This window comes from Salinisphaera dokdonensis CL-ES53, from assembly GCF_040361215.1.
Lineage (GTDB): Bacteria > Pseudomonadota > Gammaproteobacteria > Nevskiales > Salinisphaeraceae > Salinisphaera > Salinisphaera dokdonensis.
This window is the reverse complement of the sequence record NZ_APND01000004.1, coordinates 271,204-286,504: the sequence shown is the minus strand read 5'-3', so window position 1 is coordinate 286,504 and position 15,301 is coordinate 271,204. Positions and strand designations below refer to the sequence as shown.

General features: G+C 57.4%; 13 protein-coding genes. 10 read left to right on the top strand and 3 right to left on the bottom strand.

Going from position 1 to position 15,301, the window contains the following annotated elements; translation table 11 throughout:
* Nucleotides 1-37: 37 nt before the first annotated feature.
* Nucleotides 38-724: an SOS response-associated peptidase gene (locus SADO_RS13660; protein WP_353112323.1), complete on the top strand. Its 687-nt coding sequence runs from the start codon at nucleotides 38-40 to the stop codon at nucleotides 722-724.
* Nucleotides 725-739: 15 nt separating this feature from the next.
* Here the strand turns inward: SADO_RS13660 and SADO_RS13655 are convergent, their stop codons facing one another.
* Nucleotides 740-1,039 (bottom strand): hypothetical protein, encoded by a 300-nt coding sequence (locus SADO_RS13655; RefSeq protein WP_353112321.1) that lies wholly within the window; start codon nucleotides 1,037-1,039, stop codon nucleotides 740-742.
* 580 nt (nucleotides 1,040-1,619) lie between these two features.
* Nucleotides 1,620-2,531 carry a hypothetical protein gene (locus tag SADO_RS13650; RefSeq protein ID WP_353112319.1) on the bottom strand — a complete coding sequence of 304 codons (912 nt, stop codon included), beginning with the start codon at nucleotides 2,529-2,531 and terminating at the stop codon, nucleotides 1,620-1,622.
* Between the two features lie 539 nt (nucleotides 2,532-3,070).
* Here SADO_RS13650 and SADO_RS13645 point away from each other — a divergent pair.
* The 8 genes from SADO_RS13645 (at nucleotide 3,071) to SADO_RS13610 (ending at nucleotide 9,285) form a co-directional block, all read left to right on the top strand.
* On the top strand, nucleotides 3,071-3,898 hold the full coding sequence (locus SADO_RS13645) for an endonuclease/exonuclease/phosphatase family protein (RefSeq protein WP_353112317.1): 828 nt from the start codon (nucleotides 3,071-3,073) through the stop codon (nucleotides 3,896-3,898).
* A 37-nt stretch (nucleotides 3,899-3,935) separates the two neighbouring features.
* Nucleotides 3,936-4,397 (top strand): hypothetical protein, encoded by a 462-nt coding sequence (locus SADO_RS13640; protein WP_353112315.1) that lies wholly within the window; start codon nucleotides 3,936-3,938, stop codon nucleotides 4,395-4,397.
* 119 nt (nucleotides 4,398-4,516) lie between these two features.
* Nucleotides 4,517-4,666: a hypothetical protein gene (locus SADO_RS13635; protein WP_353112313.1), complete on the top strand. Its 150-nt coding sequence runs from the start codon at nucleotides 4,517-4,519 to the stop codon at nucleotides 4,664-4,666.
* 75 nt (nucleotides 4,667-4,741) lie between these two features.
* Nucleotides 4,742-4,936, top strand: a complete 195-nt coding sequence (locus SADO_RS13630; RefSeq protein ID WP_353112311.1) for a hypothetical protein — start codon at nucleotides 4,742-4,744, stop codon at nucleotides 4,934-4,936.
* Nucleotides 4,937-5,011: 75 nt separating this feature from the next.
* Nucleotides 5,012-5,203 carry an antitoxin Xre/MbcA/ParS toxin-binding domain-containing protein gene (locus tag SADO_RS13625; RefSeq protein WP_353112309.1) on the top strand — a complete coding sequence of 64 codons (192 nt, stop codon included), beginning with the start codon at nucleotides 5,012-5,014 and terminating at the stop codon, nucleotides 5,201-5,203.
* 85 nt (nucleotides 5,204-5,288) lie between these two features.
* Entirely contained in the window at nucleotides 5,289-5,639 is a 351-nt protein-coding gene (locus SADO_RS13620) for an RES family NAD+ phosphorylase (RefSeq protein WP_353112307.1), read from the top strand.
* 146 nt (nucleotides 5,640-5,785) lie between these two features.
* Complete coding sequence (locus SADO_RS13615; protein WP_353112305.1) at nucleotides 5,786-7,552, top strand: ATP-dependent nuclease; 1,767 nt, start codon at nucleotides 5,786-5,788, stop codon at nucleotides 7,550-7,552.
* Nucleotides 7,549-9,285, top strand: coding sequence for a UvrD-helicase domain-containing protein (locus SADO_RS13610; RefSeq protein ID WP_353112304.1), 1,737 nt, complete (start codon nucleotides 7,549-7,551; stop codon nucleotides 9,283-9,285). The genes SADO_RS13615 and SADO_RS13610 overlap by 4 nt, the downstream gene beginning before the upstream one ends.
* Before the next feature lie 167 nt (nucleotides 9,286-9,452).
* Here the strand turns inward: SADO_RS13610 and SADO_RS13605 are convergent, their stop codons facing one another.
* Nucleotides 9,453-11,171 carry a hypothetical protein gene (locus tag SADO_RS13605; protein WP_353112303.1) on the bottom strand — a complete coding sequence of 573 codons (1,719 nt, stop codon included), beginning with the start codon at nucleotides 11,169-11,171 and terminating at the stop codon, nucleotides 9,453-9,455.
* 379 nt (nucleotides 11,172-11,550) lie between these two features.
* Here SADO_RS13605 and SADO_RS13600 point away from each other — a divergent pair, with 379 nt between their 5' ends.
* Nucleotides 11,551-15,276 carry a hypothetical protein gene (locus SADO_RS13600; protein ID WP_353112302.1) on the top strand — a complete coding sequence of 1,242 codons (3,726 nt, stop codon included), beginning with the start codon at nucleotides 11,551-11,553 and terminating at the stop codon, nucleotides 15,274-15,276.
* The last annotated feature ends 25 nt before the right edge of the window (nucleotides 15,277-15,301 follow it).

Sequence of the window (15,301 nt, the reverse complement as noted above, 5' to 3'; positions counted from 1 at the left end):
CAGGGTTCTGGAACGACGCTGATCGCGTGCTATTGCTATGTGTGGACGCTACGGCCGAACGACCTCGGCAGCGCATTTTGCGAAACTGATCGAGGCGGCCTCGCCCGAAGATGTAGCCGACGTACCAGGGTATAACCTGCCGCCAGGTGGCATGCGGGCGTGCGCACTACGCACGCCACGCGACAACAGCCTCAAGATGGGTTCGGCGTGGTGGGGCTTGATTCCGAGTGGCGCAAAAGACGAAAAGTTTGCTCCGATCAACGCGCGCAGCGAGACGGTTGCAAGCAAGCAGCCTTTCTCCAACGCCTTTCAAAAGCGCCGGCTGCTTTGTGCAGCCGACTACTGGATCGAGTGGCAGAAACGCGAGGAAGGGGGCAAACAACCCTGGTTGATTCGACCTGGGGACGGCGAACCGTTCTTCTTTGCCGGACTATGGACGCAGGCGAAGGGGCTGCCTTCGGATCACAAGCTCGCTGGTGCTGTGACGTTCACGATCCTAACCGGCAAACCGCACGACGATATCGCTCATATTCATAGTCGCCAGCCGCTGGCCCTGACCAACGACGCAGCACGCGCTTGGGTCGATGCGCCGGCCGATGCTTCAGTCGAGGATCTGCATGGAATTCTCGAAGACGGGGTGGTTCGATCCTACGAGAGCTGGCCGATCTCAACACTCGTGAATAAACCGAGCAACGATGAGGCGGCGATAATCGAGCGAGTGTAAGGTCCGGTCGTGACGCTATCCGCGATAGGCGCGGCGCCGCTCCTGTTCGCGCTCAGCCGCAGGGAGCTGTCGTAGATAGGTGTCGAGAGCCGCGCTGAGATACTTTTCCAAGAATCTCCGTCGCAGGTAATACGCTGCGAGAAGCACCGCAGCGAGTACGGTGCAATAACCCGAACCGTCGAGCGGGATCGTGGCCCCGAAACGATCCTGCGTGCTCCATTCGTTCAACAATATGGCCATAAGGGTGGCCCCGAAGAACATGCCCCAGGAGTATTTCGCCCAGGCGGCCAGGCTTTCCCGGTGGGCATTTCGCATGGCTTGGTAGTCGCTCGCGCTCAAAATCGACGATGGGATTGGCATACGCTGGTACGGGGTTAAGACGTGAAGGAAGCGGGCCGAGCAAACTTTCTTCACGTCCGCTCGGCCTCAAGATCAATAGCGAAGACCGAACCGGCCGGTAGAGCGCCGATTCAGGCAGAAGTCGAGGTTCGCAGCGGCCCAGCCGGAGTAGGGACCTCCAGTACGCCGTTTCGAATCGACCTGTCGAGTCGTGCTGGATCGGTGGTGAACTGGCCGATGCGAAACTGAACCATGTCGCCGACGTGATCAACGGTAAATCGTCGTAGCAAGTCAGCCATGCCACGTTGCAGCTGGATTTTGATACCGTGGTAGCGCTGGCCCGAGCACGCGATAATTTCAGTACGTCCGATCGCATACTCGTAGACCTCATCCGAGCTCGCGCTCCGATTAAGGCCAGTCGAACCCGTGGCCGCTAAAGCCGGCACGCTTAACGCTCAGCAGATCGCAGTAGCGAACCCGACCTTGAGGCCGATTATTTTCTTATTCACTGGGCTTTTCCCTTCGTTATATAGCGCAATCTGCGCATGAGAGCGGACTAGGCGCCCGGTGCTGGTTCGATGAAGTACAGCGCCTGGCCCTCGTGGAGAACCATCGGGGCCGGGAACAGGGCGTACTCGGACTCGTTCTTCTGGAATGGCATGCGGTTCGGCGCGATATAGATGAAGTAATTGCGCGGCAATTCTGTGCTCATGCCGTTGAGCAAGCGAAGCATTGGCAGGTGTGGCTCTTTAGTAGCCGTCCAGCCTGCGGTGTCGCGGAAGTAGTAGCTCACGCCGAATTCAACGCGCCACGCTGGATAGCCGCCGAGCACGGCCGGTGCAACTGCATCATTGATCTGTTGCGAGGCCTTCCCGAGCATGGGGATGCTGAAGCTCACTTCGCAGATGTAGGACGATGTTTCGCATTCGCCGCCGCCGATGTATCCAATTAGCGCGTCATAGGAGGCTTTTTGCGGGTCGGTTTGCCTGATCCGCTCCCAATGGTAGGGAGTGGGCATCTGCATGGCTTCCATGCCCGCGCGGGCCAGCGTCGTCATGCGGCTTTTCGCCTGAACGATTGCTTCATCGCTGGTGGCAGCTTCGCTTTTCGGAATCCAGGCAACGATGTTCGTGCCTCCCGCCTTGGGCACGTCGCCGCCCAGAAGCAGGTTCGTGAGCATGTTCATGCCGACGTTGCCGCCGAGAGAAAGACCATTGGGGTTACTCAGAAAGCCCAGCCCGCCGGCCGCCAGCGTGCCGCCCAGGCTCGCGCCGTTCGTGTCGATCTGTTGCTCGACCTTTTCGTGTTCTACGTCTTCGAGGGTTTCGTAGCCGGCCGCACGCGTGAGATTCCACGCTTGTGAGTGGTCGGGGTCGGTGTCGTGCATAGTTGGCGGCGCCGTGGCGCAGCCCGACAAGGCGGTCACTGCGAGCGCGGCTGTAATACCGAAGGTGTGGCGAGAGATCATGGGCTTGGTTTCCTGATAGGTCGTATCGTCAACGCTAGAGCGAAGCGTTGATTCCACAAGCAACTTTAGTTCCTTAGATAACGACCGCGCACGCCAGGGCAAAATAGGGTATGACAAGCGAGACAGCCTTGTCTGCAGCCGAGTTAGTGGACTTGTCCCATCGGGGTGAACTCGGCTAGCTGTCGCGAAATTGAAGCAGCGGCTTCTTCTTTCTTGCTCTCGAATTGGAAGCGGCGTTCGTTCGCACCGTTCGATATCGACAATGCAGTTGCCTGCACCGAGGGCGCGACTGGGTCCGTCGAAGATCAACTCATACCGGTTCTTGTTTCCCCGAACCGTAAACTCACAGGCGCTCTACCGCGGCCGCAGGTGAGCCATACCGACATAAGCCACCCGGATATAGATGGCGCTGGTTCCGGAGTCCCTCATGTTTGAGTTGTCCAAGTAGTCGATAAAGCACCAAAAACAACATCTTCTCGCTGCTTGTGCAGGGATCGACGCGATCTATAGTGGCGCCTGTTTTCAGGGAGACAGGAAGTATGCGCGCTAGGATATTGGCCTCGGTTTTTCTCGTTCTTGCATTCGTGGCTGGCTCGGCACAGGCCAGCCTGAGCGTTGCGAGTTGGAATGTTAGGCACCTGGGTTGGGACAACGAGAAAAACGAGGCGGCGGTGGCCGAGGTGCTCAGCCGGTTCGATCTAATCGCCGTTCAGGAGGTGATGAAGCCACAGGTGATCAAGCGGCTAGAGCAGCGTCTGGAGTCCGTGACGAACGAGGGGTGGAGCAGCCTCGCCAGCGACACGATCGGGCGTGGCTCATACAAGGAGGCCTATGCGTTCATCTGGCGCGATGCCGAAGTCTCGTTCGAGGGTGGGGCAGTCGTCTATCTCGACCCCGGCGATGTGTTCGCGCGTGAGCCGTTTTCGGCGCTGTTCGCCGATCGCGATGACGGCCAGCGATTCGTCTACGCCAGCGTTCATATCCTTTACGGCGACGGCAAAGCCGATCGCACACCAGAAATTCGGGCGCTTGCCGATTACTGGCAGTGGCTCGAGGAGAGCTTCGATGCGCCGGCTGTGCTCGCGGGCGATTTCAACATGACGCCGGATGAGCCGGCTTGGCGAGCACTCGGTCAAAATGCACGCCCGTTGATTACCCATGGCGCCACAACCCTGTCGTCACACGACAATCGCTTCGCAAATCTCTACGACAACATCTGGGTGCGGCCTGGGCGGCTCGATATCGCAGGCAGCGGGATTGCGGATTTTCCGAGTTGGCTGAACATCACCCACGAAACCGCGCGTAAAACCGTTTCAGACCATGCGCCCGTCTACATCACGCTCGGCCAGACCAGAGGCGCGCGTTAAATCAAACGAGAACGATAACAACACCGAGGCAACGACCATGGATAAGACGATCACCTACAAACAGCTAAAGCGGGCACGGCGCATCGGTATACCACTAAAGCTGCTTCTCATATTGTGTATCCCGATCGCTCTTTTTCTCGATGCAGTTTTGATTTTCGAGCTGTCCGTGGTGCCGGGGTTCCATATTCGATCGTTCTTCCTTCCCTTGGCCACAAATGTGCCGACCATAGCTTTGGCGTGGCTGGTGGTCAGGCGTGACAAACGAATCTTCGCGCGCATTCAGAAGCTGACCTACGCAGAGTTTTCTAAGCTGCTGCGCGAGAACCGTGTGGCGGGTGATCTGCGTGCCAAAGGCCTTCTCGATCCGCTGGATCGAAAGGCCAGCGATTGTTACGTGCTCGATGATGGTTGCTTGGTGGAGGTCGCGGGCACGGTAAATCCTCGGCGTGACCACGACACCTATCGTTATTTCCAGAATGTCGAGATTTACAAGATCTAGTGCAATTCCCCTGAGTTCGAGAGAACGCCGACCGGTAGCCCGGCCGGCGTTTTTTTGTCTTGCAGAAATGCCGACCCCTTTTAGCTTTGAGCTGAACCTCAACAGCTAAAGCAACCACCGTGAGTGCAGTCCTTGAAACCATTGACGAACCGACCTTCTTCGCGCCGGCCAACGATGACGCCGTTGATGTTCTGATCGGACAGTACGATGACGCGTTTCCCGGCGTGTTGATTAACATGCTCATACCCATGGTGCTGGCGTCGGAATAAGTAGCGGTATTGGATTGCTCCGCAATGTTGAGATCGTCGGAATATAATGACGATCGCGACACCGATGTAATCGCCATGAGCGTGAACGTAGAGATGAGTCGTAGCGAACGCACGCTCGCCCTGCTGGGCGGTGCACGATTCGTCCAGTTGTCTGCTCGCGAGCTGGGCGACCCGGCCAAGGTCAGAAGCGTTATTCGTGAAGGACTGCCTGTGGCCAGTGCCCAGTACGCGCGTGAGCATAGCGGCGTGCCGAACCGGCTGTTCGATTAGGTCGTACCACGCACGACGCTGATTTCGGCTGGCAAGAGCAAATCGAAGCGACTATCAAAGCGGGTTTCTGAGGTTGTGCTGCGCGCGGCCAAGATCATCGCGCTTGCAGAGGAGGCTTTCGGCGACCGCGATCGCGCGATGCATTGGCTTAATATCCCGAATCCGGTATTCGAAGACGAAGCCCCGGTCACCCTGATGGATACGGAAAGCGGTACCGAGTGGGTCGAACAGTTGCTGGGCCGGATGATTTACGGCGTTGATGCTTGATGCGGTTATATCGCGTCGCACTGCAACGCTATGACGAGGATCTAAGCGGAAAGGGCGCTGAACTCTACGGCGGACGGTTGCGCCTGTGGGGTATCCGGCGATCTACACAGCGGAGCATCCCGCGCTCGCGGGTTTCGAGAAGCTCGTTCATGGCGGCATCGACTTGGCGAGTGCGCGGCTCGCGCATCGGCTGATCGTGCTCGACGTGCCGGGAGGCGACGTCGAGCGTGTTGCGCATGTGCCGAACGATCCCATCGATGTCGGGCAGGCATGGCTCGATGCTGGCGACAAGTCGCTTCTACGGGTGCCATCGGTTGTTGTGCCGTACGCTTGGAACTATCTGATCAACGTTCTCCATCCTGCGATGGCAGATTTAACCGTCAGCGACAACGTGGCATTTGTTTTCGACGGGCGCATTGGATCAGGCCGGTCATAGCGGTCACATAACGCGGCTCCGAACACGTCTACGTCCAATAAGCGCTTCTTACCGCACGGTCTAGCGTCCGGCGGCTATCTGAGCAGCTTGACTCCCCTTGTATTCAACAAGGAGTATCAGAGCGTTGGGGCGAATTAGGGGTAACCGTGTATCTGGCCGAACTGAAGATTTTCAACTTCAGAAAACTGCGGAAGGTTGAGCTGAGCTTCCAACCAGGATTGAACGTTCTCGTCGGTTCTAACAACGCTGGCAAGACCGCCGTGATAGATTCGCTGCGCGCCCTGCTAGCAGGATATGACGGGCCATTCCCGAGACTAGACGCCGAAGACATACATCGGCCTATAGACGGCGTGCCGCCCGGCAACATTGAGTTTCGGTACATCTTTCGCGATCTAGATCCGGACGACGAAGCAGATTTCCTAGCAGCCCTGAAGCCTCGCGCGGACGGCAAGCTTGAAGCTCATATCGCCATTCGCTACTCGGAAGCGGACAAGGCCGGAAGGCTTCGTGCCAAACGCTGGTGCGGGGACCACGAAGACGTGGGCTTGACAACAGACATGTTGGAAAACCTTCGTGGCGTCTACCTGCCGCCATTGCGTGATGCCTCGCAGGGACTTAAGCCAAACCGCACCAGCCAATTGTCACGGTTGTTACAGCTTCTCTCTGATGATGCCGGCCGCGACGGAATCAACGAGGCGTTAAAAAGGCTTGACCATGAACTGAAGGAATACGAGCCAATCGTCAAAACGCACGCTGCGATTAAAGGCCGCCACGACACAATGCTCGGCCCGCAGCTCGCCCAATCGTTAGACGTCGAACTGAGCGGCACCGATTTCCAACGACTTGCTTCGCGCCTATCGCTGTTGGTGGACGCTTTCGAGATCGAGCAGAACGGACTCGGCTTCAATAATCTGATATTCATGGCTGTGGTGCTCAGTGAGCTGGCCAAGAACCCGGAAGCGAACTACCGCAGCCTGATTATCGAGGAGCCGGAAGCGCACCTGCACCCACAGCTCCAAGCGGTGCTACTCAACTACCTGGAAACGATCCCGGCTGTCGAAGGTGAAAAGCCTGTCCAATTGTTCGTCACTAGCCACTCTCCGAATTTCGCCAGTATCGCCAACCTAGACAGCCTCGCTTGCCTGGTCGATACGGGAACATCCATAGAAACGTTCTTTCCACGAACGATTCCCTTCGAGAAAAACAAGCGAGAGAAACTGGAACGCTATTTAGATGTAACGCGCGCCGAGCTGTTCTTTGCTCGCCGCGTCATTTTTGTCGAAGGCGCTTCTGAGTTGATGCTAATGGGCGTGCTCGCAGATAAGTGCGGATACAAGCTGCGCGATCACGGCGTCAGTCTGATCAGTGTCGAAGGCCTGAATTTCGACTCGTTCTTGCCGTTGTTCGGCGAGCAGGCATTAAAGACACCGGTTGCGGTTGTGACCGACGCTGACCCAGTAGGTGAATCCGACGATGACGGGGAGCCTGTGGCAGTCTATCCCGCACCCGGCGACGTGATTAAGGTCTCGGATAACACTGCCAGAATGCAAGAAAACGAGGATGCCTTAGTAAAGATTTTCCATGGGCTCAAGACGTTCGAATATGATTTGGCCCTGTATGCCGTCAACCGCACGGCTATGTTGGCGGCACTCGAAGAAATACATCCTAAAATCTGCGAAAAGGTAGCAGCGGCTGTCGAGGAGGCAGAAGGAGACGCAGCCGAGGCGCGCGCACTTTTCTGCGGTATGTTTGAACGCCGGCAGAACAACGTGCAAAAAGGGCGCTTCAGCCAAGCACTTGCACAGGTGATAACTAGTGGCGCGGATTTCGTAGTGCCTGACTACATTTGCGAAGCGATTGGCCACGCGTGTCAGGTGCAGAACAATGAACAACACGAACAAGTCGAGCAGTGATCCAACCCTCTGACGAGCAGCTGGGGATCATCGACGCGCCGATGACACCGCTATCAGTGATTGCCTGCGCCGGCAGCGGTAAGACCTTCACGGCTGTGCGTCGGCTCGCACAGATGCGTAGGCAACTCGGCGATCATCGCGGCCGGGTCGCTCTCCTATCGTTCTCAAACGTCGCCGTGGACACCTTCAGGCAGGAATACCGAAGCTTAATCGAAAACGCGTCCGCTGCAGTCGCGTCCAACCGCGTCGAGATCAGCACGCTTGATGGGTTCATCACCAGCCACGTGCTACGCACACATGCCTATCGGACTATGGGAGCGCAGCAAGCAGCATTTCTCGTTACGGGCGGAGAAGCTTTCTTGGCTGGCTTCACTTTACCCACGAATACTTATCCGCTCGAAATCACAAAAGTGCAGGTCGGAATTGACGACGGCGGAATCTACTTCTTCTACTCGCGCAACAATCGCGCGTATAGGCTGAACAGCGAGCTGGCGCAACAAATTGTTCATCGCCTTGGGGAAGTAGGTGCATACACACATAACCTCGGGCGCTATTGGTGCTATCGCACTCTGATACATCAGCCTAGAATTCTCCGCGCCTTAGCCCACCGCTATCCGCATATCCTCATCGACGAGGCGCAGGACATTGGTACGGTGCATCAAGCCATCATTGAGCAGCTTATCGGCGCAGGCTGCAGTGTCTCGCTCATCGGCGACCCGAACCAAGGCATTTATGAATTCGCAGGCGCAAACGGCACATTCCTGACTCAATACAGTCAACGGGAAGGTGTGGACGATCTCGGGCTCACCCGAAACTACCGATCCGTGCCCGCGGTAGTGGATTTGGCTAACCAATTGTCGGCGCGCAATGACATCGCAAACAGGGACGCGCCCGATAGTAAACATGGCGCCTACTTCGTGCCTTATCGCGAAGCTGAACGGGAAAACCTCGTCGCTGCGTTTCGAGTGGCAGTTCTAGAAGCCGGACTTGAGATCGAGCGCTCTGCAGTCCTCTGTCGCGGCAGGGACATGGCCGACAGACTCGCCGGCAATCAAGATGCACCGGGCCGAGGGAAAGTCAAGACCCTCGCGCGAGCCGCAATCCTTCGTGACCGGCATCGGGACTATCACGGTGCATTCAAGCTGGTGGCAGCCGGCATTGTCAACCTGCTGGCGGACCCGCCACAGGGCCTCGTCGCAAGGCTCACGCAGCCCGCGCGCTATCCGGATGACCGTGATCTTCTCCGGTTACTCTGGGCGTATACACGCGACCCGCATTCAGGACTCCCTTCTGCGACCTTGCTCGGGGATACAGAATGGCACCCGACGCTACTGCAAAGGACGAGGGCACTGCTGGCGCAAATAGCGCAGGCCCATGGGATGGCTAGTGCCGCAAATCTAGGCAACAAGCTCGCGAGAAGGGGTTTGTCCAATGCACCTTTGAGTTTCGCTGCTGATCTGGCCGAAAACAACGATGCGCCACGCATTCGCGTGGATACAGTTCACCAAGCAAAGGGCGAAAGCCTTGATGCAGTGATGTATCTGGCAAGTCGGCCGCACGTCAACGCGTTCTTGGCTGGTGTAGATACCGAGCTCGGGCGCATTGGCTATGTTGCCGCAACCCGCGCGCGCAATCTCCTTTGGCTTGGCGTACCCGCGAATTCGCTGGAAGGCCTGAGGCCTGAATTGCTCAAACGCGGGTTCCAACAATTAAATGCAATGGGTCCCAATTAAGTTCCAGTCCGAACCGCTGAAATGGCTTCTCTTGGCCGATTGCGACCCGAAGCAGACATCTGAACGTTAAGCGCGGATCATGACCACGTTCCCAACGTCATCGGCTAGCTGTGCGATCGTATCAACGCCTAATAGGTGTCGATATCTCAAGCCCCGACGTCCGCGCCCTAGCCTAGCTTGATCGGCGTGTCGAATGCTCTTAGTACAGAAACGAATGTGTCGTCGCATTCGCCCGCCAAGGCAGTGAACTGTGCGCGCAACGTGCCGTGGTCTTTGCGCGCTCTCTTAGAAGCGGCCGTACGCTGCGAAGGGGCGCCGTGGCCTTTCAGGACGCTGCGCAGCTCATGCAAACGGGCCAGTGGCTCTAGCACCGCTCTCGCCTCCTCAGGGACACGACCTCGTGCTTCCAGATAATCCTGCAGCAAGCGCAACGATTGCCAACCCTTTTCGATCTCGCGACCGGCGTTAACCGCGAGCGTCTTCAAAGGCTTTGCGAGGAAGCCTTCGACCAAGAGCTGGTCTAGCGCGAGGATCTCGTCACCCCACTCGGACACTGAATCGGTCGCCGGATAGTGGACGACGTCTATCAACTCGTCGCCGCGAACCTTCCACCACGCGGGTGGATTCTGGTCGAGCTGGCGGATTTTGTACTTCAGCATCTGCAAAGGATCGTACTCGCTGCTCCACTTACCTTCGAAATCATTCTCGTAGGCACGCTTGGAAATCGGTGCCTTGGGCCATTCGTTGAATGACTGCCAATACACCTGCTCCTCGTACGGCAGCTTGGCCAGGTAACCGACGTACGTGTGGACCTGTCCGGCTTCATTGATGTCGTAGGTCTTAAGGTACCAAGCATTTCGGCACCCGATACTCCGGTCTTCCAAATCGTACTTTTCAGGATCGTTCTTGAATCGCGTGAGCACCTCGGGGCGAAAGAATGCTGGTGAGATCTCGAAAGGCTTGTCGGACTTTTCGAAGTAGTTCGACAAGTGGTCTGGACCGCAAGATGTTTCTATCTGGCGCTGGTTCTTCCAGTCGAAGATCTTGAAGATGGCGTACTGCTTTTTGGATTCGTCCTCTTCTTCCCTCCACGCCTGAACGAGTTGGTCGACCGTGACTTTGGAGCGTAGAATCATGGTGCCGTTGGCATAGCTGGCGTTCGCCGAGTAACCCACGTCGTAGAACAGGTCTGGCGCCGACTTCTTGCCTGACAGAGGCCCCTGATGCCAGCCGTCGAAGTTCTTGGGATCAAAGCGAGTGAAATCGAATTTCAGCACGAGCGCCATGTGAGCTAGTGTCATGTAAGTGGCCAAGTCCTCGATCAGGATGGTCACCACCGCCATGTCGGGCTCCATTGGTGGCCCCTTGAACCAGATCACCCGGATAACGTCTTCGATATCGCCGCGATTATCGAGTCGACAATACGCATTTCGCTCTTCGACCCAGTACAGCCCCAAGCTGTGCACCAGTTTCTGACTCAGTTCAACAGGCGGGGCGTCTTTGGTCACAGCGTTAAACGAACGGCGGTAAATCAGCTTCTCACCACCCACTAGGGATTTGCAGCCCGCGCTGCTAAGAGGCGGCTCGAGGTACATTCGATGACCTTGATCACCGCCCCAAGCTCGTTGAATGCACCACGCGTCCTCCGGCATAAGGTAGGCACCCCTCAAGTCGTCGTGGTCTGGCGGAGTCACCTTCTTGGCCGGTGCGAGTACGCCATGTACCAGGACCGCGCCACCACTAGCGTAGATCATGAGTTCATCGCGCGTGGCGTTATCTCGCAGGAAATCAACAGAGGCCTCGGCACCGAGCAACCATGCGGCCGCGTCTTCTTTTCCCGGAGACCACGCCAGGGCGCCCAGAGCCGTTCTATCGAATCGCCGCATTCCTTCCCTCCAAACGATATGGCCACGGCTTTGGCAGGCAGCCCCTGCTTTGGTCGATTACGTCCGCGAGCACACGTTCCTGTAGTGCGCGTGCGATCCCTATTACTTCAATCTTCTATGGCACCGCCGCGCACCGCAACAGGAATTGTTCATTTTCTCGATATCGTGCCCGAGTAGTTCATTCAGGCGCACGATGCGTTCGGCGACATGGTAGACACCATGTGCGAGCACAAGCCGCACGCCGACAGCAAATGGCAGCGACATGTGGGACTCGGACAGAGGTAAAAAGTCATCGTTCGTACAATAGCGATATGGCAATTGCGTCGGCGGGCTCAATCGGTAACAGTCACGAATAACCGATTTCAGGCGAAAGAAGACGATGTCTAAGCTCAAGCGCAAGAAGCCACGCCGTAGCAGAGCTCGAGGGCCGAAGTGTTCTGTCAACGAAAGCGAGAAGGAATTAGATCGCAGTATTGCAGCGGTCCTCGCTCAACTCACTTCGGTCAGCGCGATTGATGCTTACCTAGCGTTGCTAGTCGGCGAACTATGGTTACCCAATATCTCTGCGCAAAGCCGTCAGGCATTGGCGGTGTCCGTCTTCGTATCGGCGAAAGCCTCAGCCTTTGCCGACCGCAGTTTGAACCAGTACGTCGAGTTCAGCGCATTCTTGAGTCGTTTGTATGCGCTCCTGCCTACGTTCCCAATGTTGGACGACTACGTTCCCGAACCAGATTGGGGGCAAGTACGAATCGGCTTCGAAGGCACGGCTTATCGCTTGATGTACGGGAGCGCCATCGAGCGCATACCGGATTTCGTCGATGCCTTTCGCCTTGCAAAGACGGGAGGCATACCGGCTCAGAATGATCTGAGTGCGGTATTAACGCTGCAGGATTACTTGCTGGCGAACATCGCACAGTCGAGCGACGTCAGCAGTATTAACCTGGGCCACCTCGAAGTTCCGCCGAAAGACTTCTGGGTGCAGGCCCGGGAGGTATTGAAGGACGTTCCAGACATAGCGGCCACACAGTCTGTCAGTACGGCATTGGTCGCCCGCCAAGGTGCAACCACGCGTCCGGACGATGCCTCGTTCACGACTAAGTTCATGGCTGGGAAGCTATTGCCGTTTTTGTGGCTCGAACTGGAGGGGAGGCGCTTTCCAGTTAGTCCGAGAAATCTATGTGGCGTGGTGATTCAGTACTGGGAGGAACGCGAGGCCAGGCCAAGCAGACAACTGGAACGAGAGACTGCCAAGCAAACCGCGAACTTCTTGGCAGCGCGCTTCCGATCAGCAGACGTCATTCCGGGACCGATGCGCGTGTCGCTTCGCCACTCTAGTTTGATCGATCTACAGGTCAGCGCATTGTTACGCATGCGCGAGGTGCTTTGGGTGGTCCTCATCCTTGATGTAAGGCGAGCCCGCGACCTGTCTTCTGCCGAGGAACGGCTTCGCGCACTTATAGAGGAAGACGACGGCCTGGTGGCGCAGGACCTGGCCACGGGCCGTATTCTGCACATACCGCTTCGGGAGCAGTCGGCGGATGCCGTTCGGGTGCTTGCGGTGATCGTGGCACCCATCACCGGCGCTTCGGTCCAGCTCCCACGTTCTCCGACACTCAAGACGTGGTTCCTCATTGATCTGGTTTCGATCGTCGAATCGGTCGAGAGCATGAAAGACATGGAAGCTTATTTTGCCTTCGTGGATGCTAATAAAGAATCGGCCTCGCCGTTGGCCGGCCCGATGGATCACTTCGCAGCCTATCGACAGTCGCACGGCGTGCTTATCGGCGGCGCGATTCGCCCAAGCTTCATCATGCTGGACCCGCACGGCGGGTCTAATTTTCGGTTTGAAAACCTACGGGATTTTTGGGCATCTGCGCCTAGTCAGTTTCCTGACGACGACGCCACGACCTGGTCGGTCGAGCCTACTGCCGGCACCTTGCGGCGACTGATCAATCGCAGCCGCCCGCAGCTTTCGTGGTGCGCCGATCGAGTCGCACCGACGCTGCATTTTATGCTCGATGGCGAGGCGCAGGATCTGGAGCTCCGGCACGGCAAGCTTTTAGAGCTATTCGTCCATTGCGTGGCCGACGCGTGGAATGAGCGGGCCGAGCTGTTCCCTGCCAGTTTGCTTACAGAAACGCGGATTGTGACGCATTGCCGAGCCAACCGTGATTGCTTGCCATTGGAGAGTGGCGGCGAGTCTTCCATCGACCCTTTGCTAACGGGATGGTCGATCCGCGAACGCAACGCAGACTCTTCTGTTCTAGAAGTCCATGTGGACCTGTCTCAGGTCGCTTTTGGCCTGGAGGATGCTTCGGATGCCCAATTCGAAGCCTTCTGCGCGGGCGAGTGGCTACAAGGCGCGTGCGAAATTTTGGGCTCGTCGCTCGATGAGCAGGTCCTGGGGGCGCTCGCGGAGACGGGTAACCGGGCGCCGCGCTTCACGCTCTCGCACTCCGAGCGAACGGTGGACGTTCCGGAACATCCCGATCCGACATCGGCCGACCCGGAGCACTTTAAGTTGGCCCGGCGCGATCTGGCGATGGAGTTTCGTGCCGAAGGCGTTAAACCAGGTCGCTATGAACTCAAGCAGGCCAAGTCGATTATCGACAAGATTCGGGATCGCTACCGATCTATAGTCCATGAACACATTCGCCGGTTCGATCAACACGGGCTCATTCGCTATGGCGTTGAGCAGTTTGACCAATTGGCGGAAAACTATGACCGCGAGAGCATGCGGCTTCGAATGAGTCGGTCGCACGAAGTCGATTTCGATCGCACCGAGCGGCAGGCCAAAGCGCACGAAGAATTCGTGCGGACGACAAGAAACGTGCGCTACGTGCTGGAGTTTAGGTACAGCAGCGGCATAGCCGGTGAGATAGTTCCACGCGTTGAGGATTGGCAACGGCTGCTCGCGCAAGTGGATTGGCTGCTGGTGCTCTATGGTGCGAGCGACACCCTACATAACCAGCTAGAAGTCGGCGGCATCGACGTGGACAACGACTTCATTCCAGAAGTCTTCTACCAAGGTGGCGATGACAAGGCGTATCAGCAAGAAGCCGCGAACGAGACTCTAGAGCACAACATTGCCGAAGATCGCGTGTCGGAGATGGACGGGACGGAGAAGCAGCGGCTAAACACCGCTTTCGTAGATAGTTTCGGCTTTGCCTTGTCGACGCTGCTCCAGGTATTGACGGTTCTCAGCCGCTGGGCGCGCGCCAACGAAGCGGCGCCGCCGCTCGCGTGGTCATACGAAGCGCCCAAATCGGATGTGGTGGCGACGCTCGTAGCGCACTTCCCAGAGGTGTCGGCGGTAGAGGCCGCGGCGGCTGTGGACTTCCTGACCTTGGACGCAAGCGGCGTGCGCGTGCTCGCCGGTCGTGATCGCGAGGAGGGCGATGTGCCCGTCTGGGAGCATCGCAAGCGCGTGCATCGCTACGCCATTCGTCCCTTGCTTCAGATAAAGCAAGACACGCTGTTGTGGGGGGCAGCGGCCGCGTATCGCGCCTTCGGCATCTGGAATGGCACATTCTCGGACGGCTACCCACCGGCCGACTTCGGATATCGAGAGATCGAAGACGTTGCTAGGTCGATCAAGCGCCGCATCGAGTACGACCTGGAGCTCCGTGCCGCTGAGGTGTTCAGTCGACACTATAGATATTTCGAGCACGGCATCGACTTTCGTTCTCGGTTTCCGCAAGAAGGCTTCGACAACGTCGGTGACTTTGACGTGCTGGCCTATCGCCCGGCGGACAATCAGTGGTTCATGGTCGAATGCAAGTACAACAAACCACCGTTTTGCATCAAAGACGCACGCCGCCTTCGCGAAGAAGTCTTCGGAAGGAGCCCCGAGTCGGGGCAGCTGGCGAAGATCGCGCGTCGACGCCGGTTCTTGGAAAAGCACGCGCCGAAAATACTCGAGCTATTGAACTGGCCCGCAGGGGCGGCCGTGGAGCGCCGGATTGAGGACTTGTACGTGTGTCCACGCATTTTCCCATTTATGCGTCGCACACCGCGCATTGTGTCGACACAGTTCGTTCCACTGGGCAAGCTCGATCCTCTGGTTCGCAGTCGACTTTATGGCGGAGCGGATCCGAGTGAATAAGCTTCTCTGCGCCGCGGTGGGAAAG